Annotated in this window: 22 protein-coding genes; 8 read left to right on the forward strand and 14 right to left on the reverse strand. The window is 40.2% G+C overall.

From position 1 onward, the window contains the following. Positions 1-118 precede the first annotated feature (118 nt). Both ACFFGV_RS14270 and mgtE read right to left on the reverse strand, forming a co-directional pair. Positions 119-1,987, reverse strand: coding sequence for a cation:proton antiporter domain-containing protein (locus ACFFGV_RS14270; protein ID WP_377349068.1), 1,869 nt, complete (start codon positions 1,985-1,987; stop codon positions 119-121). A gap of 22 nt (positions 1,988-2,009) precedes the next feature. Next, positions 2,010-3,383, reverse strand: a complete 1,374-nt coding sequence (gene mgtE, locus ACFFGV_RS14275; protein WP_377349072.1) for a magnesium transporter — start codon at positions 3,381-3,383, stop codon at positions 2,010-2,012. A 402-nt stretch (positions 3,384-3,785) separates the two neighbouring features. On the opposite strand from mgtE, the gene ACFFGV_RS14280 reads away from it, so the two are divergent. Beyond that, positions 3,786-4,961, forward strand: coding sequence for an FtsW/RodA/SpoVE family cell cycle protein (locus tag ACFFGV_RS14280; protein ID WP_377349075.1), 1,176 nt, complete (start codon positions 3,786-3,788; stop codon positions 4,959-4,961). A 110-nt stretch (positions 4,962-5,071) separates the two neighbouring features. After that, positions 5,072-5,815, forward strand: coding sequence for a bis(5'-nucleosyl)-tetraphosphatase PrpE (prpE, locus tag ACFFGV_RS14285; protein ID WP_377349077.1), 744 nt, complete (start codon positions 5,072-5,074; stop codon positions 5,813-5,815). Between the two features lie 110 nt (positions 5,816-5,925). Here the strand turns inward: prpE and ACFFGV_RS14290 are convergent, their stop codons facing one another. From ACFFGV_RS14290 to yjbM, 3 genes are read right to left on the reverse strand one after another with little or no spacing between them, the layout of a single operon-like run. Further along, positions 5,926-6,810, reverse strand: a complete 885-nt coding sequence (locus tag ACFFGV_RS14290; protein WP_377349079.1) for an RluA family pseudouridine synthase — start codon at positions 6,808-6,810, stop codon at positions 5,926-5,928. 18 nt (positions 6,811-6,828) lie between these two features. Beyond that, a complete protein-coding gene (locus ACFFGV_RS14295; protein WP_377349081.1) occupies positions 6,829-7,629 on the reverse strand; it encodes an NAD kinase in 801 nt (266 codons plus the stop codon). Between the two features lie 27 nt (positions 7,630-7,656). Continuing rightward, positions 7,657-8,295, reverse strand: coding sequence for a GTP diphosphokinase (gene yjbM, locus ACFFGV_RS14300; protein ID WP_377349327.1), 639 nt, complete (start codon positions 8,293-8,295; stop codon positions 7,657-7,659). A 211-nt stretch (positions 8,296-8,506) separates the two neighbouring features. Here yjbM and ACFFGV_RS14305 point away from each other — a divergent pair, with 211 nt between their 5' ends. From ACFFGV_RS14305 to ACFFGV_RS14320, 4 genes are all read left to right on the forward strand, one after another. After that, entirely contained in the window at positions 8,507-9,079 is a 573-nt protein-coding gene (locus ACFFGV_RS14305) for a CYTH domain-containing protein (protein ID WP_377349084.1), read from the forward strand. Positions 9,080-9,309: 230 nt separating this feature from the next. Continuing rightward, on the forward strand, positions 9,310-9,714 hold the full coding sequence (locus tag ACFFGV_RS14310) for a globin domain-containing protein (RefSeq protein WP_377349086.1): 405 nt from the start codon (positions 9,310-9,312) through the stop codon (positions 9,712-9,714). Further along, complete coding sequence (locus tag ACFFGV_RS14315) at positions 9,711-10,607, forward strand: ClpXP adapter SpxH family protein (RefSeq protein WP_377349089.1); 897 nt, start codon at positions 9,711-9,713, stop codon at positions 10,605-10,607. The genes ACFFGV_RS14310 and ACFFGV_RS14315 overlap by 4 nt, the downstream gene beginning before the upstream one ends. A gap of 445 nt (positions 10,608-11,052) precedes the next feature. Then, on the forward strand, positions 11,053-11,226 hold the full coding sequence (locus ACFFGV_RS14320; RefSeq protein ID WP_377349091.1) for a hypothetical protein: 174 nt from the start codon (positions 11,053-11,055) through the stop codon (positions 11,224-11,226). A gap of 39 nt (positions 11,227-11,265) precedes the next feature. Here the strand turns inward: ACFFGV_RS14320 and pepF are convergent, their stop codons facing one another. The 4 genes from pepF to mecA form a co-directional block, all read right to left on the reverse strand. After that, entirely contained in the window at positions 11,266-13,068 is a 1,803-nt protein-coding gene (gene pepF / locus ACFFGV_RS14325) for an oligoendopeptidase F (protein WP_377349093.1), read from the reverse strand. Positions 13,069-13,242: 174 nt separating this feature from the next. After that, positions 13,243-14,397, reverse strand: a complete 1,155-nt coding sequence (locus ACFFGV_RS14330; protein ID WP_377349096.1) for a competence protein CoiA — start codon at positions 14,395-14,397, stop codon at positions 13,243-13,245. Positions 14,398-14,490: 93 nt separating this feature from the next. After that, positions 14,491-16,002, reverse strand: a complete 1,512-nt coding sequence (gene cls / locus ACFFGV_RS14335) for a cardiolipin synthase (RefSeq protein WP_377349100.1) — start codon at positions 16,000-16,002, stop codon at positions 14,491-14,493. A 202-nt stretch (positions 16,003-16,204) separates the two neighbouring features. Then, positions 16,205-16,897 carry an adaptor protein MecA gene (gene mecA / locus ACFFGV_RS14340; protein WP_377349102.1) on the reverse strand — a complete coding sequence of 231 codons (693 nt, stop codon included), beginning with the start codon at positions 16,895-16,897 and terminating at the stop codon, positions 16,205-16,207. Between the two features lie 338 nt (positions 16,898-17,235). On the opposite strand from mecA, the gene ACFFGV_RS14345 reads away from it, so the two are divergent. After that, complete coding sequence (locus ACFFGV_RS14345) at positions 17,236-17,901, forward strand: TerC family protein (protein WP_377349104.1); 666 nt, start codon at positions 17,236-17,238, stop codon at positions 17,899-17,901. 99 nt (positions 17,902-18,000) lie between these two features. Here ACFFGV_RS14345 and spxA read toward each other — a convergent pair whose 3' ends face one another. Together spxA and ACFFGV_RS14355 are read right to left on the reverse strand one after the other, a co-directional pair. Further along, positions 18,001-18,396 (reverse strand): transcriptional regulator SpxA, encoded by a 396-nt coding sequence (gene spxA / locus ACFFGV_RS14350; protein WP_377349107.1) that lies wholly within the window; start codon positions 18,394-18,396, stop codon positions 18,001-18,003. 357 nt (positions 18,397-18,753) lie between these two features. Beyond that, the gene (locus ACFFGV_RS14355; protein ID WP_377349109.1) at positions 18,754-19,347 is read right to left on the reverse strand and encodes a GNAT family N-acetyltransferase; all 594 of its coding nucleotides are present in this window, start codon (positions 19,345-19,347) and stop codon (positions 18,754-18,756) included. Between the two features lie 156 nt (positions 19,348-19,503). Here ACFFGV_RS14355 and ACFFGV_RS14360 point away from each other — a divergent pair, with 156 nt between their 5' ends. Continuing rightward, positions 19,504-19,701, forward strand: coding sequence for a hypothetical protein (locus tag ACFFGV_RS14360; RefSeq protein ID WP_377349111.1), 198 nt, complete (start codon positions 19,504-19,506; stop codon positions 19,699-19,701). Positions 19,702-19,772: 71 nt separating this feature from the next. Here ACFFGV_RS14360 and ACFFGV_RS14365 read toward each other — a convergent pair whose 3' ends face one another. The 3 genes from ACFFGV_RS14365 to ACFFGV_RS14375 all read right to left on the reverse strand — a co-directional run bounded on the left by ACFFGV_RS14365 (position 19,773) and on the right by ACFFGV_RS14375 (position 23,330). Then, positions 19,773-20,942 (reverse strand): putative glycoside hydrolase, encoded by a 1,170-nt coding sequence (locus ACFFGV_RS14365; protein ID WP_377349113.1) that lies wholly within the window; start codon positions 20,940-20,942, stop codon positions 19,773-19,775. A gap of 391 nt (positions 20,943-21,333) precedes the next feature. Beyond that, entirely contained in the window at positions 21,334-22,266 is a 933-nt protein-coding gene (locus tag ACFFGV_RS14370; RefSeq protein WP_377349115.1) for an oligopeptide ABC transporter ATP-binding protein OppF, read from the reverse strand. After that, positions 22,263-23,330 (reverse strand): ABC transporter ATP-binding protein, encoded by a 1,068-nt coding sequence (locus tag ACFFGV_RS14375; RefSeq protein ID WP_377349117.1) that lies wholly within the window; start codon positions 23,328-23,330, stop codon positions 22,263-22,265. Before ACFFGV_RS14375 ends, ACFFGV_RS14370 begins: the two co-directional genes overlap by 4 nt. Between the last annotated feature and the right edge of the window lie 13 nt (positions 23,331-23,343).

Consider the following 23,343-nt stretch of genomic DNA (forward strand, 5'->3'; position numbering starts at 1 on the left):
CCATCTAGTATGTGTACTATTCGGTTACATTGTCCTGCATTTTCATGATAGCTCACAAACTCTTCAGGCTCATACCCTTATACGAAAAAAACCACGCCCAATCAGGCGTGGTTAGTACTTAGCAGTATTCACAAAATTCCAGTATGTTGCGAAGATCGTGAACATATTCCGGAGAGCCGGTCACAATGAGATGATCGTCTCTTTTTAATTCAGTATCCCCATGAGGGACAATGGAATCATTCCCTCTAAAGATACGAACCATGATGACATCCCCTGTAAATGGGAAGTTGCGAATATGCACGTTATCATACTCTGGGTTGTTCATGTTAATTTGATACAGCTGGCTTTCTTGATTTGTGTACAGCTCAACTGAGCTTGGTGCAACAATCATCGATTTGAGCAGCGCCTTAGACGAGAGATAGACAGAGAACACTTCTACATTTATTGCCTTCAGCTCCTGATCTAAATCTGCTGTTTCCACTCGGGCAATTACACGTTCCACTCCACGCTCTTTTGCGTATTTAGCGATGTCGGCGTTCTGCCTTTCATCTCCTGTGGATACAACGAGTATATCTACCTCAAAAATACCTTGTCCATGCAGGCTTTCCACATCATAGCTTTCGACATCGTTGATTTCAAAGCAGGAGCTTGAAATACGTTCGTCGATTTTCTCCACTTTTGTATGATAGAGGTACGTTTCATATAAGCTTGAGTCCAATTCTCGTACAACAGGTAATGTCATTTGATTGGAGCCTATAAAGGAAACAGTGTACTTATGCTCCTGCTCTTCATCAGACTCATCGTATAGCTTTTTAAACACAACTGGTGCTACAAGGCAGGAAATGACAGAAACAAGAATAAGCGCTCCTTCCATTCGAGCTGATATGAGTCCCATCTCTTCGCCGATTGTGGCAGCAGCAATAACAAGAGAAAGCTTAGCAGTCAAAATAGAACCGCTCGCAAATACTTCCTTCCACGAGTACCAGCGCTTCAGTATGAGGGAAGGCACCATTTTGGCAATGACTAGTGCTGCGAATAACAATGGCATTAATATTAAGATTTGCGGATCCTGGAATAACTCTGGAATATTAATCCCTACACCGACCATTACGAAGAATATCGGGATGAGGAATCCATACCCAAAGCTGTCGAGACGTTTGACCATTTCCTGATTTGGGGATAGTAAGGCTACAATTACTCCGGCAAGGAAAGCACCGAGAATGTTCTCTGCCCCTACCGTTTCCGAGATGCCGACTAGCACCATGATAATGGTGAATATAGCACGTGTATCAATTTGTACAGTACCTTTAGACATAGTTTGAACAAAGGATTGATCACGAAATTTCTTCCCAAGGAAGTATATAATCACACCAGCTCCGAACAATATGAGCAGTAGCCACATACTTCCACTGTCTTCTCCCCCATAAATAGACACAAACACAGCAAGCAGGATCATGGTGGATAAATCAGCGATTACGGTTACAAGTAAGATGATTTGTCCAATGTGTGTCTTCATCATGTTTGCATCTTTAAGTGTTGGTACAACTACTCCTAAAGAAATGGTTGAAATAATCAATGTCATAAGAAATACGTTATCAATGAAGCCCAACCATACGAATATGGCGGATAACCCAAGCGATAACCCTAATACGATGCCGAACATGATGGAGGCTATCTTCAATGGGTTTGGAGTAAGCTCTCCTGTTGATGTTTTTTCTTTCTTTTGTCCACCAGCAAAGGCAGAGAAATCAATTTCAAGTCCACTCAAGAACATCAAGAAAATAAACCCGAGCGTTGATAGCGTTTCTAACCACATACCAGATTCAATCAGGTCAAAACCGCTTTTTCCAATTATAAGACCAACAATAATTTCTGCAACTACGATAGGAACGGTTCTTAGCTTGAATCGATGCAGTAATATTGGTGTTATAAAGGCAGCAAGTATAACAATGACGAGGGATGTTACGGATGCTGAACCGTGTTCCATATACTGACCCTCCTTTGTAAAACTATGAATTCAATAAATGTAAGCTTAGGAAGGTCGTAGCCATACCTAAATAGATTAAAATCGAAATGATATCGTTAATGGTAGTAATAAATGGTCCTGATGCAACAGCTGGATCAACGTTCAATCTATGCATAATAAGAGGTACCAGAGCACCAGCAATGGTCGCTACAATAAGGGTGGACATAATAGATATGCCGACTAAAATACCTAAGAAAATGTTGCCCTGCCATAGAAAGACTATGCCGGTTATGAGCAAGCCACAGGTGGCTCCAGTAATAAGACCAGTTCCAGCTTCACGTAATACAAGCTTTGCCATGTTCTCCTTCTCATGCTCCCCTGTCGCTAATCCACGTACGGCTACAGCTAGTGCTTGAGTTCCTGTATTTCCAGCCATTCCTGCAATTAGTGGAATAAATACGGCTAAAATAGCTACCTGATTAAGTGTCGCTTCAAAGCGCCCCATTAGCGTAGCCGTCACCATACCAAGAAAGAGAAGGATCACTAGCCAAGGTAATCTTTTTCTTGCGGCGGCGAATGCGTTCTCATCAGGACGGTCCATGTCGGAGACACCGGCTAGCTTAGAATAGTCATCGCTTGCTTCTTCTTCCATAACGTCCATAATGTCATCGACCGTAATAATTCCGAGCAGATGATTTTGAAAGTCTACAACGGGAAGGGCAAGAAAATCATAGTCACGCATCATACGAGCGACTTCTTCCTGATCTTCCCCAACCTGTACAGAGACAACCCGGTCACTCATTACTTCTGCTATCAGCCAATCTTCCTCTGCAATGATAATGTCTCTGAGGGAGATAACACCAACTAAATGCTTATCCTCATCTATTACGAACAAATAATAAATGGTTTCAGCGTCCGGAGCTTCCCTTTTTATATGCAGCATCGCCTCGCGCACCGTCTGGTTAGCATGAATGACAATAAATTCTGTAGTCATTATACTTCCAGCTGTTTTTTCTTCATAATATAGAAGTTCTTTTATATCAGAGGCTGCTTCATCATCCATGATGGTTAAATAGCTTGCAACCTGATTCTTGTCTAACTCATTCAGTATGTCAGCAGCGTCATCTGTGGAAATTTCCGCTAGCACTTGGGCGGCAAAGCGGGGGTCCATTTCTGTGAAATAATGCTCCACTTCCTCAATATCAATATGCTCCATGACTTCTGCTATTTCTTCGGGCGATAAGTACGTATAGATTTGCATTCGCACATCCGTGCTTTGTTCTTCGAATATTTTTGCTTGATCATACGGGTGCATTTCTAGAAATTCAGCCCGGAATTGATCAATCTTATCCTGAAACAATGCGTCCTGTATCTTTCCCCAAAGCTCTCTTCTTTCATGTTCTTCAAGGTATTCCATGGAAATCCCTCCTTATCGCCAATCGAAGCTAACACTCTATTTTATCGTCTGTGTACAAACGAGTCCAACCTATTTTGTCTTTTGACCGTTTAATCGTAATGGTCACATCCTGTTTTGTCAACGAATCTTCGTGGGTACTAGAGGCATTTATCATTAACTTTATTATGTTAAATAAACATGTCTTCTCCTGCATATTCTGATCGGTAGTAGCACCCGATAAAAAAGAACATTTATTTTAAAGATGGGCATGAAAATTCTTAAAAAAACCCTTCGAATAGTGTACACTTTTCATTGTACTTTCTTTTTGCTACGCATTGATAATAAAGAGGTATATACTTAACCTAACTGAACTACTAACAACTGTAGTCATCTTGCTTAACACATACGAGAAAGGAATCCTCTATGAACGAAAAAAATCAAGGTTTCAACATAGACGTAACGTTAATATTCATCATATTACTTATGGCTAGTGCAAGTTTATTTGCTCTATATACAATTGAGCCCTCTTTACCTTCTAAGTATGACGGCTCAAACTTTTTTGAAAAACAAATTATGTGGTACATTCTCGGATCCATAGTGGTAGCAGTTGTGATGCTCATTGATTATGACCGCTTCCGTCAATTTGCATGGTGGATATACGGATTTGGAGTGCTGACGTTATTAATGCTGGAACTCAATATTCCTCCAAACCTAGTTCATGGGAATAATGGTGCGGTCAGCTGGTTTAAGTTCCCATTCGGAACCGTCCAGCCAGGGGAGTTCATGAAAGTATTCCTTGTTATCATTCAATCGCACATTATCGTACGACATTTTGAAAAAAGACCAACATCCAAGACCATCAAAGATGACGTGTGGCTATTAACCAAAATAGTTGGTGTCGCATTACCTCCCATGGCTCTTATCGCCATGCAGCCTGACCTTGGGACCTTTCTAGTGCTAGCCGCCATTACCGGTGCATTAATTCTCGTGTCTGGTATTCGCTGGCGTATTCTGCTTTCTATTGTAGGTGCCATCGTCGTCGCTGCGGTTACCTTCGTCGCTATATACCTCGTGTTTCCAACAGCTATGGAGCAATTCTTAACTGAATCCTCCTTTGGACACGTATCAGAACGCTTTTATGGTTGGCTGCAGCCGGAAAAATATGAGGATTATGGCTATCAGCTGACGAGAGCCATGATGTCTATCGGCTCCGGTCAATTGCTTGGTAAGGGCTATATGGATATGGAAGTCTATATTCCTGAGAGACACACAGACATGATTTTCACTGCTATCGCTGAACAATTTGGGTTCCTTGGAGCAAGTGTCGTGGTGACGTTATTCTTCCTATTAATATATCGGATGATTCACACAGCACTAGAAAGCAATGATCAATTTGGCAGCTATTTGTGTGTAGGAATTATCGGTTTATTTACCTTTCAAGTATTCCAAAACATTGGCATGAGCATTAAGCTGCTGCCAATCACCGGGCTTCCCCTCCCCTTCCTCAGCTATGGAGGAAGCTCCCTCATCACCTATATGCTGGCAGTAGGGATTATTTTAAACGTACGCTCTCGTACAAGGACCTATATGTTTGATTAAGACACCGGGTGGATAAGCTAATCATTAGCATCCACCCTTTTTATTTAATCGGTCAGATGTACATATACCCTTTCCCAAGAAAATAATTGCTGCAAAAAGGAGGAAATAAAATGAAAATAGATTGTATTGGAGATGTGCATGGTTGTATGAAGGAGCTGAAGGAGCTCTTCCAAAAGCTTGGGTATGAATGGAGGAAGGAGATACCTATCCATCCAGATGGAAGACTCCCAGCCTTTGTAGGAGATTTAACAGACCGAGGTCCTAACTCACTAGAAGTCATTCACCTCGTTCATGAGCTAGTTATGGTTCAGCAAAAAGGCTATTATGTGCCTGGCAATCACTGCAACAAGCTTTATCGCTTTTTTAAAGGTAACAACGTCCAGCAGACTCACGGGCTCGAAACTACTGTAGCAGAATACGAAGCATTAACAGCTCAGGAGCAGGAAAAGGTGCGAGGGAAATTCATGGAGTTATATGAACAATCCCCTCTATATCTTGAGCTGCCAAAAGTAAACGCAGTCATCGCGCATGCTGGTATTCGAGAAGATCTAATAGGAAAACATAACAAAGAAGCTCGTACCTTCGTTCTCTATGGGGATGTCACTGGAGAAGTTCATGCAAACGGCATGCCCGTTCGACGAGACTGGGCCGCTCACTACGCAGGCAGGCGCTGGATTATATATGGCCACACTCCTGTTGAAAAACCCCGCTTCAAAAACAAGACAGTGAACATTGATACAGGTTGTATTTTTGGCGGGGCACTCTCCTCCTTCCGTCTTCCGGAAGAAGACATTGTTTCCGTTCCGTCCTATCAGGAGAAAGTACCAGAGAAATTTCGAACGTTTGAGGATTAAAGCAACAGGAGCAAGCTTTCCAGTAAACGCTGAATTACTTCTCTATGAATATGGAAATTCCCCTAACCGCTCCTCCTTATTACGATCTATAATACGTAAGGGTCTCTTTTCTATGAAAAGAGACCCTTTGTGTACTTCCTCATATCCTCTGCTATCTCCACTTGCACCTCCATGTTTTCTCTAGTAAAAGGATGAGAAAACGTAATGGAGCTACAATGAAGTGCTTGGCGTTCTATTACTTTGTGATTTCCACCATACAAATCGTCTCCAAGAAGAGGATGGCCAATGGAAGATAAATGTACACGAATTTGATGTGTGCGGCCAGTTTCCAGCTTTAACTGTACCAAAGTGTATTCTGGCTGCTCCTCCATTACTTCATAATGCGTGACAGCTCGCTGACCGTCCTCCCGAACTATACGCTCAATAATGGAGGTATCTTTTCTTCCGATAGGAGCTATTATGCTTCCCTTTTTTTGATTGAGCTTCCCTTCCACAAGTGCGACATAAGTCCTCTGCACTTCCTTCGCCTCCTGCTGGGTAGATAAGATGGAATGGGCGAGCCGGTGCTTTGCGACTAAGACGATGCCAGAACTATTTGCATCGAGCCTCGTGACAATATGTGTTGTGTAAGGAATTCCCTTTTCCTCATAATAGGCGATAATGCGGTTGGCCAATGTATCTTCAAGGTGGTGGACAGAGGGAATGGTAGCTAAATAAGGAGGTTTATTAATCACTAATACAGCTTCATCCTCATACAAAATCTCTATCGGCTTATAGGAGGGCTCTAAATGGACACCTCGCTCCTCCTTTGGAAAAACAATGTGCAACTCATCGCCTTCTGAAAGCATAGCACGTACTCGAATGGGTTCTCCATTTAGAAAGATTCCCCCCTCCGTTTTCACTGCGACTAGAATAGTGCGTGAAAATGCTCGTACGTAACGTAAATAGTCGCGTACGAGCATGCCTTCATGTTGCTTCTCTATCTTCCATTTCACTTACCATTGCACCTCTTTCTACTGGTCATCCGCTACGAAGGAATCATGTACTCGTTTCCAGAACGGGAATGGACGAAAGCGTGCAAATCGTACTTTTTCCTTCGCCACTCGACACTGAATGGATTTAACATCAGAGTAACGGCGAGTTATATGGTCCAATGTAATCAAGAAGCTTTTCTCATTTTTCGGCTTAAGCATACACGTATGATGCTTTGGCAGAATAAGGGGGGAGCCAATTGTCCGGAAAACACGATTATTGATAGAAGCCATTTCTGCTATTTGAATCGCTTCTAGAGATGGATGGATAATCGCACCGCCTAGAGCTTTATTGTATGCAGTACTTCCAGAAGGAGTAGAGATACATAACCCATCTCCCCTAAAGGTCTCGAAATGCTCTCCCTTAATTTCTACATCCAATACAACAGAGCCTTCCGCCGTTTTCACAGAACACTCATTCAAGGCTAGGTACCGATCCTCTGGTCCATCACCTTTCGGGCGAATGGTAATTTCCAAAAGTGGATATTCTACAACTTGGAATGGTGTACGAGCGACTTCAATGATTAATTTCTCCAATTCCTTTGGCATCCAGTCAGCATAAAATCCGAGGTGCCCAGTGTGAACGCCAATAAAGGCAGTTTTATCGAGACGGTGTATATATGTATGGAATGCCTCCAATAATGTACCATCTCCCCCAATGGAAATGACCAAATCTGGTTCCTCATCGTCCAGAATCAAATTAAATTCAGTCAGGTAATTTTTCATCTTTGCCAAAATTTCATCTGATACAGTGTCCCCTTTTGAGGTTAGGGCAAATTTCATAATATGTAGACCTCCTCTGCATTCACTCTAGTTATCGTCCTTTGTTGCTTCACTATCATTCCTGTTTCGAAAAATTGCCTGTGCTTCTTGTATTTCATTACGAATCTTTGACATTTCCTCGTCAAGCTGAAATGCTGCTTCTGCTGCTTTCTTTAACCGAGCTTTTACTTCCATCGGGATTTGCCCGCTATATTTATAATTTAGGGAATGTTCGTTAGTGGCCCAGAAATTCATCGCCAACGTCCTAATTTGAATTTCTGCTAATAATTTTTTAACTCCCTGGATTGTTTCCACAGGGTATTCAATGATGACATGATAAGAGCGGTAACCGCTTTCTTTCTTCTTAGTAATATAATCTTTCTCTTCCAGTATATTAAAATCTTCACGCTGCCTTATCATTCCGACAACCGTGTAGATATCATCTACAAACGGACATACGACACGCAAGCCTGCAATATCCTGAATCTCTTCTTCTAATGCATGGTACGGTACATTCCGTTTCCTTGCTTTTGCCAGAATACTTTTAATGGGCTTTACCCTGCCTGTAACAAATTCAATAGGAGAATGCATCGAACCATATTCATACTGAGCTCGAATTCCCTTTAATTTGACTTTTAATTCATCAACAGCTTGATTATAAGGCGCCATAAACATTTCCCAATTCATCAAAACTAAGCACCACCTTTTATTGTGACACCAGAGCCTAAACCTTTAGACTTACAACATGTCTACCTGCGTATAATATTGTACCATAAATATGTAAAGCATTGCGATTCTATAGCCGCTGCTAACGGGTATAATGACCAACGTTTGCAATCTCTTCCTTTGTCCCTAATAATAGGAATAAGCTGATACCGTACCGAATGGAGGACAAAACATGTCACAGGAAATCGAAATCGAATTTAAAAATTTGTTAACAGAACTGGAATATGAACAACTAACAAAAGACCTCCCCTTTCAAACAGAAGATAGATTTACACAAACTAATTATTATTTCGAGACGGACGAGTTTGATTTAAGAGAAGAAGGCAGTGCCCTTCGTATAAGAAAAAAAGAGGATACATGGACAGCTACACTAAAGGAGCCCCACACGGATGGACTATTAGAAACACACGATATATTAACAGAAGAACAGGCTCATGAATGGATGAACGATGAAATAGCTGGTGCCCCAAACATTGAGCAGCGATTAGCCAACATTGGCATAATGTATTCTGAACTACGCTTCAAAGGCGCACTTGTAACCGAACGGATGGAAACAGAATATGAGGATACGCTTATCGTATTGGACCGCAGCCATTATAATAATGAAACAGACTATGAACTAGAGCTGGAAGCAAAAGAAAAGCAGCACGGTGAACAGGTGTTTCAACAGCTGTTACAGGACTTTCATATCATAGAGAGAGAAACACCCAATAAAATTAAACGCTTCTTCCAATCTTTCTCCTAAACAGATTTGTTGAGTTTAAGACAAAGAGGTTGCTACAATATAGGAAACTTGGTAATAGTAATAATCCTTTGGTAAGTGGAAAGACTGATGCAAACAGCTTGCACCACAAACCTATACAGTGCTATAACAGTAAATGAAAGACGTCTTCTTTATTGATTGGCGCTTTCGACCCACCAAGTTGCCTTTAATTGGTTCAATGCGGTTGAGAAACGAACGAGAGAGTGTTATGCATGAATGAAAACAGAGCAACAGTGTATGATGCCATTGGTGGCAGAGAAACTGTTCACCAATTGGTCCAAGCATTTTATAAGCGGGTAGGACAGCATCCCGATTTAATACCGATCTTTCCAGACGATTTAACAGAAACAGCGCGCAAACAAGAACAGTTCTTATCTCAATTCTTAGGAGGTCCCCCGTATTATACGGAAGAACATGGACACCCTATGTTACGAGCAAGGCATTTACCATTCGAAATAACTCCTTCCCGTAAAGACGCCTGGCTGGCTTGCATGCAAGAGGCTCTTCGTGAAGTAAATATAGAAGAGCCTTATTACAGCGCCATTTTGGAACGTTTAACTCATACAGCACATCATATGATGAATACACCTGAAGACAGGAAAGGAGAATCCACTTGAGCTGGAATATGACTGGGGAATCATCCAACATGAAGCAGACGACAACATCCCAGCATGGTTTTTCCGACCTGTTAAAAAAGCCAATTGAGATCTATGTATTTATAGATCCTCTTTGCCCAGAATGCTGGTCACTAGAGCCCTTTATAAAGAAGCTGACAGTTGAATACGGAAGATTCTTTACAATCCGTCCGATTATTAGCGGTAAACTTACATCGCTTCATACCCAATCCCTGCAAAAGCCAGAAGATTTGGCAAAGGGCTGGGAGAAAGTGGCTTCTAGAACAGGCATGAGTTGTGATGGGGATTTATGGCTGGAGAATCCGATTAATTCTCCATGGATCACTGCTCTAGCAATAAAAGCAGCTGAATTACAAGGTCGTAAAGCTGGGATGAGATTTTTAAGAAAAGTACAAGAACAATTATTTCTGAACAAAGAAAACATTTCAAACGAAGAAATACTCATATCCTGTGCTAAACAAGTGAGTTTAGATGTGGAAGAATTTCATAATGACATTCATTCCGATTCTGCCAAACGCGCATTGCAATGCGACTTGAAATTAACTCGCGAAATGGACGTAGAGCAAATTCCTGCCATCGTGTTGTTCAACCAGGAAGAAGAGGATGAAGGAATTAAAATCACTGGTCTCTACCCATATGAGATTTACGTGCAAGTCCTCCAGGAGATGCTGCAGAGAAAACCAAGACCAGCAGCCAAACCAGAGCTTGAATCCTTTCTCGAGCATTATGGACTTGTTGGAACAAGAGAAATCTCTGAAGTATATGATTGGTCTGAGCAAAAAACGAATTGCGAAATGAAAAAGCTCATGCTGAAGCAAAAGGTAGAACAGCATCCAGCTAAATATGATATGTTCTGGCGATACCAGCGATCATAATATGAAGGTAAGGACAGCTTCCAAAGAATTGGTCACTTTGAAAGCTGTCCTTTTCTGTCGTGCAAATAAATCAAAAATAAACCAGGCCCAAAAGAGCCTGGTTTTTTATTATTGTCTATACCATTATTAGACAAAGGGGGATGGAGAACGTCACCTTTCAAACAAAGAGAGTTTACTTGTTTGGTGATTATCTCACAACCCTACTATACCAGTCGAAGAATTATCATTTCAATTGGTTGTGAATAACGTCACAAAATATTCATAGCTTTTCCTTATTTCACCACCCTATATATAAGCCTTCTTGTTAATGACCAATGTTGATTCTAGGTTATCCATATAATCCTGATTCATAAATGCTATATCACTGACCTTTCTTGAATACCATGCAATATATCCACGGGCTCGTCATATACTAATAGTAAAGCACAGGGAGGATTGGGATTATATGAGGTTGATGCCTATATTCTGGTTGATTGTCACACTTATTGCGCTTGTGTTAAATCTATTTGGACTCATGCGCCTCATACCTATGTTCTTTACCATGCCGCTTTTATTTGTATCCCTATACTTTACTATATTCACCCTTACCCACCGCCGATCCTTTAAAGGGATTCGATAATATATAAAGGCTATCTCCGAGTGGAGATAGCCTCTTTTCTTATGCTTTAATTAGCTTTTCAAATTCTGCTAATTTCTCTTCAAATACATCCAACGCTTCTTCAATCACTTGCTTAGAGTTCATATCAACACCAGCATGCTTCAATACTTCGATAGGGTAATCACTGCTTCCAGCCTTCAAGAAATCTTTATAGCGTTCCACAGCGCTGTCCCCTTCCTTTTGAATTTGCGCTGCTAAAGCTGTTGCTGCAGCGTAGCCAGTTGCATACTGATAAACGTAATAGTTGTAATAAAAATGCGGGATGCGCGCCCATTCTAACCCTATTTCATCATCTACCACGATATTGCTGCCGAAATATTTCTTATTTAAATCATGGTACAGTTCTGTGAGTTTGTCTGCCGTTAAAGATTCGCCCTCTTGCGCACGTTTATGGATATCATGCTCAAATTCAGCAAACATCGTTTGACGGAATACAGTGCCTCTGAAGCCTTCAAGAAAATGATTTAATAAATAGAGCTTCTTTTTCTCATCATTTGTTTCTTGAAGTAGATAATCATTTAATAGTGCCTCATTACATGTAGATGCTACTTCTGCCACAAAGATTGAGTAGTTGCCATAACGGAATGCTTGATTAGCCTGAGAATAGTAACTGTGTAGGGAATGCCCCAGCTCGTGGGCTAGCGTAAATAAATTGTTCAAGTTGTTTTGCCAATTCAGCAGAATATATGGATTGGTACCATACGTCCCTGAAGAATATGCTCCACTTCGTTTCCCTTTGTTTTCCTCGACATCAATCCAGCGATTTTCATATCCTTCTTTAATAATATTTACATATTCATCCCCTAAAGGAGCGAGTCCCTTTAAGACAAGTTGTTGAGCTTCTTCATATGGAATTTCCATCTCCACATCCTGAACCAAATCTGCATATAAATCATACATGTGCAATTCATCCAGACCTAATACCTCCTTACGCAAGTCCACATAGCGCTGAAGGGCTGGTAAACGGTCATGTACAGCTTCAATAAGGTTGTCATACACCTTTTCAGGAATTTTATTGCTATCAAGTGCTGCTTGACGAGCAGAATCATAATTTCGCACGGATGCGGTAAAATTGTGCTTTTTCACTGATCCGCTAAGGGTGGAGGAAAAGGTATTTTTAAATTGACCAAAAGTATCATACATCGCCTCAAAAGCTTGCTTTCTTACAGACCTGTCCTTTGATTGTAAATATCGAACGTAACGACCATGAGTTAAATCAACATCATTCCCCTCTTCGTCTTGAATAGTAGGAAACGAAAGGTCAGCATTATTCAGCATGCCAAAAGTTTGAGAAGGGTTGGACATAACCTCGGAGGATTTAGCTAGCAGCTCCTCTTCTTTTTCACTCAGCGTATGCGGTCGTTGACGGGTTACATCGTTTAACGCCTTCCGATATAATTTAAGTTCTTCCTTCTCAGCTAAAAATTTATCAATCGTTCCCTCTTCCATTGCCAAAATCTCTGGATCAATAAAGCTCATTGCACTGCCAACTTGAGTAAGCAGCGACTCTGCTCTCGTATTCATATCTTGGTAATAAGAATTAGTCGTGTCTTGATCGTATCTCATATGAGCGTATGTAAATAACTTACCAGCACGATTGGCCACTTCATCCTGCAGCTTCAACAATTGGTATAGCGTCTCTGCAGATTCATTGATTTTTCCTTGAAATGCTGTTATTTCAGGTATTTTTTCCTTGATAGCTTGAAGTTCTTTATTCCACACTTCATCATTTTCAAATATATCCTCTAGTCTCCAAGTCTTTTCTACTGGTATATCATCACGCTTTGGTAGTTCCTTTGCCATAGCTTGTTCCTCCTTTTGTTCACTTGTTTCATCCTATTTGTCAACCGTTTAAACAGAAGTTGTCCCCTCTCGAAGAAAGTAGGACTCCTTCTGTTTATTCTGAAATATCATACTATTTATACGTTTATTATATCGTATTTACAGAAAGAAATGCCATTTTTGATAACTTTCTTCCTATTGTTCTCTAAATAGTTTCTGAAGTACTATTTCATCCTCCTTTAATCCCTCTTCTATCGTCTTAGGTATAGAGATATCCTTACATTTTTGAAACACATTATGACTTACTTTTCTTAGTACTCCAAGCTTGGTTAATACATGGGCGTATTGTGCAATATTACTCCTCCGCCCCTCTTCCATAAGTAGCGGCGAGGTTGAAATCGTATGGGACTCTATTGTTATCGTTCCCATTATTGACATCGGTATAACTGTTTCCACAATCCATTTCCCTTGCCAGCTATAAGGCGCCTCATTACCGTCTAATAAACCATATACGGGAACATAGACTAGTGATGGAAGAAAGCTAGCATGATATCCTCTAAGATATAAAAATTGGTAAAAAGAATAAGAGGGACTTCGTTTAAAGATAGTATGAGGTTTACCTCGGAACTGCTTCTTTTGACGTAGCCAAAAGGAGTGAAGGAAGGGACTAGAAGGGGGCTGTACAGACTGTAATAATTGAGGTAGACTGCAATGCTTCATAGGAAAATAACGTAAACTTCCAACAGCCTTCTGTTTCCCATAATAGTAAGGATGCTGAAAGGTGGCAAAGGTTTGTTGCTGGGAGCAATAAAAAAATACGGCAGGTGAATCAGAAGATTGAAATTGGTGGAAAAAGAGGTTTTCAAATGATGAGAGAGAGATGGCATTTTCACCTTTAGGTTTTAAGCGATTCCCTCCGAGAATCCAAAGAGGTGTGATGCCTGCATTTTTATACCCTTTTGTTCTAGCTAACATTATTTCCGGGGAAATACGACAGCATTGGTATTCTATCGCTATTCTTCGACCGTTTAGTGTTAGAAGTAGGTCTGTTCTTTGCTGCAGCTGTGGAAGATAGACCTCTAACTCTACACTATAGCCCTGTTTCTTCAGCCATTGATAGAGTTGGATTTTCCCTTGTTCGTGATAGGGTCCTTCACCTCCTAATGATTCAGTGCAGAAAGCTCCCCTTCTGTGAGCAAAATGCGGTACCATCGTAGATCCAGCTTTAATTACTAAAGGCTGTTCACAAACTGGACAGAAGAATAAAGTGGAGCGAAGTAAATCGATACTTCTACGGGGGAGCTGGAACAAAGTAATTGCTTCCCCTTGTTCGTCTAGAGCTTTTAACAATGGAATGCTGCACCTCCTAAAATCTATTCCTACTATAAATACGACAACTTTCTCTAAATTCCTCCCCAAAACCCCCGATTGTTAATCGAGGGTTTATAATAATGGGGAAAGTAACCGTGCAGTCGATTCCAGCATCCGTTTCCAGATAGGTCTCTTGCGAAAGGAGGCCAGGTCTATTTCCTTAGCGTGGTGTAAATCTCGTTTAAAGTCCTCTACTAACGTAGTGGTACTTTGCGTCCTGTATAGAAAGGCATTTACTTCAAAGTTTAAGTGAAAACTCCTCATATCCATGTTGGAAGTCCCAATGGAAGCCAATTCCTCATCCACGATCATGAGCTTACTGTGCATAAAGCCTTTGTGGTAAGCATGTATTTTAACACCTGCTTGTAACAACTCTGGAAAATAAGAGCGAGAAGCATGAAAGACAATTCGTTTATCAGGTTTGCTTGGAACAAGAATTCGCACGTCCACCCCACTCAAGGCAGCTACCTTCAATGCAGTTAAGATATCTTCATCCGGAATAAAGTAAGGGGATGCAAGCCAAATCGATTTTTTCGCAGAAACAATCATAGAGAAAAAGACGTTCTTGATAACCTCCCACTCATTATCTGGACCGCTCGCAATCATTTGGACGCCCCCCATATTTTCAGATGCTGATAAATCAGGGGATAAATATTCACTAGTTAAATAGGCGTCTCCTGTCATGTAATACCAATCCTGCAAAAAGATAAGCTGTAAGCTTCTTACTGATTCTCCTTTCACATATAGATGAGTATCACGCCAGTAGCCGTAATAGGCATCTCTACCAAGATATTCATCACCAATATTTAATCCACCTACTAATGCAGAGTTACCATCGACGACTACGATTTTACGATGATTGCGGAAATTTATTTTATTATTAAGAAACGGTAAGCGAACTGGGGAAAATGGCACTACCTCTACACCTGCTTCCCGAAGCTCTCGCTTATATCGACCAGATAGTTTCCAGCTCCCTACATCATCATACAAAAATCTAACCTCTACTCCGCTGCGAGCTTTTTCCATTAATATTTCTTTTATCTCGTTTCCTATTTCATCATGCCGAACGATATAGTATTCCATATGAATATGATGCGCTGCCTGTCGTAGCTGAGACAGGAGCGTATCAAATTTCTCTCTTCCATCTGTCAGTACTTTCGTATCCGTATTAAAGGTTATTGGCGAATGAGCCAGGCGCTGTGCCAATTGAAATAACATTTTCTGATGATCGCCCATCTGCTCCATTTCATATGGATGATGATTTCTAGCACCCTCAATTTTTTGAAAAGCTTGTTCATCCAGCTCCCCTTTCTGCTGGAACATTCTTCTTTTTCGATAGTTTTGTCCAAAGATAATATAAAAAAAGAAGCCTATAATCGGTACGGCTGCTAACACTACAAGCCAGGTTAGTGTTTGGGATGGGTGTCGGTTCTCAAAGAAAATGACAATTCCTATAAACACAGCAGAAATAGTAAATAGAATAGAGGCGCTTCCTAATAACCAGCCTTGCCAATACTCCTTCGTTAGGAATAAAATGATGCCTACTATGGTTAAGAACACCAGTATTTGTATCCGTTTAAACATATGTACTGTTCCTTTCTCGTTCGTTACTTCTCTTACCGTTTTCTGCTAACGGGGAGTCTAACCTATTGTACGATAAAGGGACTCTTTCCGTTTCACTATTTCCATTCCCTATACCACGAACGATAAAGGTAGTAGATACATTCCCACTATAAATTATGTAAAAAAGCGACAACCGATAGTTCGTTGCCGCTACACATCCTTATTATTGTTCTGGGAAATAGGAAGCTATTTGTTCTAATGCATCCTCATTAAAGATAGTCTTTCCATATTCAGCTAAACGGTAAACCGTAACTGGAGATTCATGTCCGAACTCAAGTAACTGACTAAGGACGTTTTCCTGATATTCATCAGGCATCTCTTCATCTGTGAACTCAATATACAAGAAATAAGAATCTTCAAAGTGGTAAAGTTGATCAGAAACACCCTCAGGAGTATCGAAGTAATGGCTTAACTGAATAACGTCTTCGAAGTCCTGAAAGCGGATAACAAAGGTTAAGCTACCGCTTGAGGAAGCTGCACCATCAGTTTGGTCTTCCTCGCCTTCTTTATTGTTCGCCGTTTCATCGTCAAGCATGGACTCCAGTTTTTCATCAACTGGCATATCAATGGTTTTCCCATCTTCTGTTGGAAGCTCCAACTTGTGTCCATCCTTAGAAATTTGGGCCTTCGTTACGACAATCTCCAGACCTTTTTCCATAGCCTGTACTTGTATCCATAACGGTCCGTCTATATTAAAATCTGCTTCGTCATTAACTTCATCCATCATTTGCCAGAAGAGCTGTTCGCTTCTTTCTCTGTTGTACCATATCTCTTCTCGGTCAAACCCTCGATTTTCAATATCCATGTACGTAACATAGAATTTAACCGTATTTTCATTAATGCGTTCTATTTCCATAAATCTTCGCTCCCTTCAAGATAATTTTTTTGGTGGAAGGGATAACTTAACCCTTTAGAAGAGTTCTTTCTAACAACATACCCTGAATTGAGTATTTATAACCACTGGATGTGTTTGTAACCTCTTGTGATGTACTACTATTTTATGATACTTGAGGGTATATTGAAAATAGAATTGCTCAAAAAGTCAAAAACAAACGAATGACCCAGTTCTTGACAATGGTAATGCCTTCGACTAAGATTGTTTTAGTCAGGAATGATAAAATAATATCTTAGGTTAATTTCTTATTTTAGCGAATTTTGTAACCCTTGTCACTAGGTAGTAGGAGGTTTTTTTCCTTGGAGCTGGAGTTAATTAAGGATATACTCGTCATCATCGGAATTGACATCGTATTAGGCGGAGATAACGCTATTGTTATTGCTTTGGCTAGTCGTAATTTGCCTGATAAGCAGCGTAACAAAGCGATCTTCTGGGGAACCGGCCTTGCAGTTGGCATACGAGTGGTATTAACTGCCGTCGCCGTCTATTTACTTAAAATTCCTTTTTTACAACTTATCGGTGGGTTACTACTCATTTATATCGCAGTTAAGCTGCTATCGGACAATGAGGAAGAACCCGAGATTGAAGCCAAAGATAGCCTCGCAGCTGCTATTAAAACCATTGTTTTTGCAGACATCGTGATGGGTTTTGATAACGTGCTCGCCATCGCTGGAGCAGCACACGGAAACATCTTACTGGTGGTTATTGGTCTATTGGTATCTGTTCCCATTATAATTTGGGGAAGTAAATTAATCCTAACACTAATGGAAAAATTTCCATTTCTCATCTACATCGGCTCTGGTATTCTAGCTTACACTGCTGCAGAAATGATATTAAGTGAAGGTAACTTAGAGTCCTTCTTTCATACCTATGCATACCTCGAATGGGTCATGCCAATTGCAGCAATTGTTGGAGTGCTAGCAGCAGGATATTTTCTCAATCGAACTAAACGACAAGCAGCATAATGATTAAAGAAAAGAAACTTTCTGGTATAGGAAAGTTTCTTTTTTAAACAAAAACCTTCTGCTTTTCTTATGCAGAAGGCTTTCCCTATGTTATATGGTTTAGTTTACAAGACGTTGAGCTTCTTGAAGCTGGAAAGTGCGAACTTTTCTAGGTAAGAAACGGCGGATTTCATCTTCATTGTAACCGACCTGCAGTCGCTTATCATCTACTATAATGGGACGACGAAGCAGCCCAGGATTAGCTGTAATCATGTTCAGCAAATCTTTCATCGGAAGCTGGTCCAATTCCATTTCCATACTTTGAAAAACTTTAGAACGAGTAGAGATAATCTCATCCGTTCCGTCTTCCGTCATACGAAGTACTTCTTTAACCTCGTCAGTCGATAATGGTTCAGAGAAAATATTACGTTCAGCAAATGGAATGTCGTGTTCCTCCAACCAAGCTTTCGCCTTACGACAAGATGTACAACTTGGAGAAGTATAAAGTGTAACCATCCAATCTTCACTCCTCAATCCATATTTATAACAAGAATTCTTTTAAATACTTATTAAATTAAAATCACTTTAAACTAGAGCGCTTAAATTAAGTATACTACAAAGTTTCCTAAATGGGTAGATGCTAACATAAATTTGCTTGAAAGCAGAACAAATATCATTCTATGCAATTATTCATTTACATATGTACCATTCCACTCATTGAGAAAGTTAAACATCTTTTTTCGTTACCTTTTATACGAATGTATAGACGAAAGGTTTCAATAAAAATATTTTTTCCTTTTTGTCATGTGCATTTCGTAGCATATACAAACAGGGAACCTTCCTTCCTAGACTCCCTGCTTGCCAAATTTGAAATTATGCCTTTTCTTCTTCGTGCAATGCTTCCAGAATGTCATCTATTCCTCTATCCTCATCAATGGATAAAACTTCATCAACATGTTGATAGGACTTCCCATACAACTCTTTATCTTTATAAGCGTGAATATTAACGTACATTTCTTTCATCTTGTCATAAATGGATTCTTCGGATTCGTGTTCTGGGGACCAATAGAGGATTTCCATTTGGTTCAATTCATTTGTAGCAAGTGATCTTCTGGAATAACCAATGGATTTGGCATGCTCGAATCCTTCTTTTTGATAGAATTTGAGGCGTTTTTCGGTGTCTGTGTCATCATAATCAACAGGCTCTACCTCTAAAATAATCGGCTTCCCTTTCTCTTTCAACTTTTCCATAAGCTGATGTCCAAGGCCCTGACCACGTGTTTTTGCAGATACCCACACGTAATCAATAAAGATAAAGGTATCGAACTCTGCATACATCATAACGTGTACGGGACTTTCATCCTTAATATACACATCACTTTTTTCCTTTAAGAGCAACTCCATGTGCTCTCTGGATTTCATTTCCTCAATAGGGAAATATTCATTTAACTTCTCATACCAATTCATTGATCTACTCCTTTTAGTGTAGTCCATTTAATTATAACGAAAATTCTACGTTTTGTGAAATTTTGGTGTTGGGCTTTTTTACAATCCATACTTTTCCCAAGTTGCATATATTTAAACATGCAGTACATAGACTGGAAAGAAAGGAGAGGGATACTTATGCATTCTTTTCTAGTGGACATGTTATTTGTTGGCAGTGGAATCATTATCCTTACAGCATTCCTTGCTAGTATTGTACAGGGAATTATGACGTTTATTACAGGTGGGAAGCAACGTACTTATTATAAGGATTTTTCAAGAAAGATGCAGTTTACATGGCGAAAAGTAGGAAAAGCCTCTACAAAAAAATATTGGTAAAAAAACATCAACAAAAAAGGGGGCACGGTTGCTTTACCGTGCCCCCTTCATGCTTTTTGATTCGTTTTTAGTTAATCTAAAGGTGTATAATCCACATTCTCAGTGTAGGAATTGCCAGAATTCCAAAGTAAAAATTCGTTAATTCCTTGCTCATTCAATGCCTTAATTTGTGCTTCTACTTCAGCTTTACCATATTGTTTCGTCGCACCGCTGTATAGCCATGGTGCCTCAAAATCTTGAATCCACGGTCTTGAGGTTGGAGGATCTTCCAATTCTCCTAACCTTTCATTTTCAACCTTGGCGTATTCCTTCACTAGTTTATAAGGCTCTGTGTCCGGCTTAGTGATACCAAAATAAGATGTCCAGTGAGACGGGTAAATCATTGACGAAATGACATCTACATTACTAGATATTTTACTGAAATTCTGCCCAATCCCTGGCGCTTCTGGAATCGTTGCGGAATATCCAAAGATATCAACCGAAACATCTACATCATAATCAGACAGTCCTTCTCTCGCAAATTCCACAAAATCTGTAACTGCAGTAACCCTCTTCTGAATGTTGTTAGAGTCCTGCTCCTTATATTTGCCTTCGTTATAAGTCAGCTCTTCATCTCTACGCTCAAAACCTTCTGGAAAACGAACATAATCAAATTGTATTTCCTGGAAGCCCATCTCGGCTGCCTGTTTCGCAATCTCTAAATTGTATTCCCAGACTTCCTTCATAAATGGATTTACAAATGCTTCGCCCTTCCCATTAGTCCACACCTTGCCGTTTTTCTTAAAGGAAAGTTCTGGACGCTTTTTCGCTAATTCATTATCTTTAAAAACAACGACTCTGGCAATTGGATAGATTTGCTCTTTCTCTAGCTTCTCCAACATTTTTCGAGGATCCTTGATATAATTTCGCCCGATATCCTTGTATGGAGAATCCTCAGGTGGTTGAAAAGTCAAAATACCTGCATCTTCTTTAATATCAATGACCATACTATTTAATTCTGTGTCCTTTACAAACTTAGTCAGCTTTTCAAAGCGACTTCCTCCTGCGCTCGGGCCAGTCACATAAATACCTCTGACAGCATCCGGATACTCAAAATCCAGACCAGAATCATACACAAAACGAGCAACTCGATCAGGAAGTTGTCGCTCCCCTAACGACAATTGATTCTCAGAATGGAAGGAAACGGACTGCGATCCTTCTTCAGCAGAAACTACATTATGTAACGGGAAACTCAAACTCATTAGGAGAAATCCTATCACGAGTATGTTCTTAAGTTGTCTCTTCTCCATATACGCATCGACTCCTATTTATGTTATACCTCTATTATAAAAGACTTCTTTTCGCTTATGGGAAATTTTTATAAATTTTTTCCTATTAATTTGTATTTTTGAGACGATTGTCTTATGCATGAAATTTATAGCAAAGCGAAACATATTAAGTACTATCAACTGGCTTAAGTTTAGCTCTCATTATTACATGTTGTTTCAATAAGATAGATTCTCAACTGGAAGACATGAATAGGAATTTACCTAACGTCCAATCAACTTACCCATAAAGCATCTTTAATGTATTAGTTCTTTCTCATTGAAAAAAATCCTAGCCACTGTAACAGTGCACTAGGATTGTTATGGTCTATTTCACTTGCTTTTTGTATTGCTCCAATTCTTTCGTTGTGCATAATACATAATGACCAGGAGTTACCTCACGAAATTCTGGTTCTTCGCTAGTATCATGTTGCGACGGATCATACGTTTTACGTTGACGATTACGCTCATAATCTGGATCTGGTAATGGAATCGCTGAAAGTAAGGATTGAGTATATGGATGTAGAGGGTTTTTGTATAGCTCTTCACTATCAGCAAGTTCTACAAGCTTCCCAAAATACATTACACCAATACGGTCACTAATATACTTGACCATAGATAAATCGTGTGCAATAAACAAATAGGTCAATTCTTTATCACGCTGAAGCTTCTTCATTAGATTAACAACCTGTGCTTGGATAGAAACGTCTAAGGCAGAAATCGGCTCATCAGCAATGATAAAGTCTGGATCTACTGCTAGCGCCCTTGCAATTCCGATACGCTGTCTTTGCCCGCCACTGAATTCGTGTGGATACCGGTTAGCATGCTCCTTATTTAAACCAACCGTGACAAGTAAATCTTCTACCATCTTCTGGCGCTCACTTGAATCCTTTGCAAGACCATGAATGTCAATTCCCTCTGCAATGGTATCCATTACTTTCATACGCGGATTAAGAGATGCATATGGATCTTGGAAAATCATTTGCATTTTACGGTTGAATTTCTTCATATCCTGCTTATTTTTCTTACCATGCACATTTTCACCATCGTAAAGGACTTCACCATCTGTTGCATCATAAAGACGGATGATAGTCCGACCTGTTGTTGATTTACCACAGCCAGATTCTCCAACTAACCCAAAGGTTTCTCCCTTATAGATGTCAAATGTCAATCCGTCCACAGCTTTAACTACATTGTCTCGTGATCCAAAATGCTGTTTTAATTCCTTAATTTCTAGTAACTTTTCTTTTGGTTGGCTCATTTGGTATCACCTTCCCTATTTTCACCGAATGCACCAGTACTAGCCACTCCTTGTGTCCGTTTCCTTACAGCCTCTGGAATTTCCATTTTTGGAGCATTTTCATGCAATAACCAAGTAGCTGCATAATGGGTATCAGATACTTTAAACATTGGCGGCTCTTCTTGGGTGTCGATTTTCATAGCATATTTGTTACGAGCAGCAAAAGCATCTCCTACTGGTGGATTTAATAGGTCTGGTGGTGTACCAGGGATAGCTGTAAGCTGATCCTCTTCATCATCCAATGTCGGCATGGAACCTAGCAGCCCCCATGTATATGGATGCTGTGGATTATAGAAAACATCATCCACTGTACCTATCTCTACAATTTTCCCAGCGTACATTACTGCAACACGATCAGCAACATTTGCTACTACACCTAAATCATGCGTAATAAATATAATAGATGTTTCTGTTTTCTTTTGTAAATCTTTCATTAACTCTAATATTTGCGCTTGAATTGTTACATCCAGTGCAGTGGTCGGCTCGTCCGCAATAAGGAGCTTTGGATTACACGCAAGTGCAATCGCAATAACCACCCGCTGTCTCATACCCCCAGAAAATTGGTGCGGGTACTGGGTAATACGACGCTTCGCATTTGGGATACCTACCATTTCCAAAAGCTCAATCGCTCTACTCTTTGCTTTGGTACGATTCATCTTTTGGTGCTTAATAAGCCCCTCCATAATCTGGTTACCTACTTTCATAGTAGGGTTCAGCGATGTCATAGGATCCTGGAATATCATAGAAATATCTTTACCACGGACTTTAGACATTTGACGTTCCGTATATTTCGCTATATCTTTGTCTTCAAACAGAATTTCGCCACTTTTAAGCTGACCAGCAGGTTTCGGAATAAGACCCATTAGTGCTTTTGTTGTAACGGATTTACCAGAACCTGATTCTCCCACTATTGCTAACGTTTCTCCTTTGTTTACGTGGAAATCGACACCTCTAACGGCTTCCACTTCCCCACCTGTCGTATCAAAGGATACCCGTAAATCTTTTACATCTAGTATTTTTTCCATTCTACACACCTAC

It is taken from the genome of Pontibacillus salicampi, assembly GCF_042434395.1.
Classification (GTDB): Bacteria; Bacillota; Bacilli; order Bacillales; family BH030062; genus Pontibacillus; species Pontibacillus salicampi.

Coding starts and splice junctions, on each gene's coding strand:
- ACFFGV_RS14270 (WP_377349068.1), bottom strand. CDS start 1,987: ATGGAACACGGTTCAGCATCCGTAACATCCCTCGTCATTGTTATACTT.
- mgtE (WP_377349072.1), bottom strand. CDS start 3,383: ATGGAATACCTTGAAGAACATGAAAGAAGAGAGCTTTGGGGAAAGATA.
- ACFFGV_RS14280 (WP_377349075.1), top strand. CDS start 3,786: ATGAACGAAAAAAATCAAGGTTTCAACATAGACGTAACGTTAATATTC.
- prpE (WP_377349077.1), top strand. CDS start 5,072: ATGAAAATAGATTGTATTGGAGATGTGCATGGTTGTATGAAGGAGCTG.
- ACFFGV_RS14295 (WP_377349081.1), bottom strand. CDS start 7,629: ATGAAATTTGCCCTAACCTCAAAAGGGGACACTGTATCAGATGAAATT.
- yjbM (WP_377349327.1), bottom strand. CDS start 8,295: ATGAATTGGGAAATGTTTATGGCGCCTTATAATCAAGCTGTTGATGAA.
- ACFFGV_RS14305 (WP_377349084.1), top strand. CDS start 8,507: ATGTCACAGGAAATCGAAATCGAATTTAAAAATTTGTTAACAGAACTG.
- ACFFGV_RS14310 (WP_377349086.1), top strand. CDS start 9,310: ATGAATGAAAACAGAGCAACAGTGTATGATGCCATTGGTGGCAGAGAA.
- ACFFGV_RS14320 (WP_377349091.1), top strand. CDS start 11,053: ATGAGGTTGATGCCTATATTCTGGTTGATTGTCACACTTATTGCGCTT.
- pepF (WP_377349093.1), bottom strand. CDS start 13,068: ATGGCAAAGGAACTACCAAAGCGTGATGATATACCAGTAGAAAAGACT.
- cls (WP_377349100.1), bottom strand. CDS start 16,002: ATGTTTAAACGGATACAAATACTGGTGTTCTTAACCATAGTAGGCATC.
- mecA (WP_377349102.1), bottom strand. CDS start 16,897: ATGGAAATAGAACGCATTAATGAAAATACGGTTAAATTCTATGTTACG.
- spxA (WP_377349107.1), bottom strand. CDS start 18,396: ATGGTTACACTTTATACTTCTCCAAGTTGTACATCTTGTCGTAAGGCG.
- ACFFGV_RS14355 (WP_377349109.1), bottom strand. CDS start 19,347: ATGAATTGGTATGAGAAGTTAAATGAATATTTCCCTATTGAGGAAATG.
- ACFFGV_RS14360 (WP_377349111.1), top strand. CDS start 19,504: ATGCATTCTTTTCTAGTGGACATGTTATTTGTTGGCAGTGGAATCATT.
- ACFFGV_RS14365 (WP_377349113.1), bottom strand. CDS start 20,942: ATGAGTTTGAGTTTCCCGTTACATAATGTAGTTTCTGCTGAAGAAGGA.
- ACFFGV_RS14370 (WP_377349115.1), bottom strand. CDS start 22,266: ATGAGCCAACCAAAAGAAAAGTTACTAGAAATTAAGGAATTAAAACAG.
- ACFFGV_RS14375 (WP_377349117.1), bottom strand. CDS start 23,330: ATGGAAAAAATACTAGATGTAAAAGATTTACGGGTATCCTTTGATACG.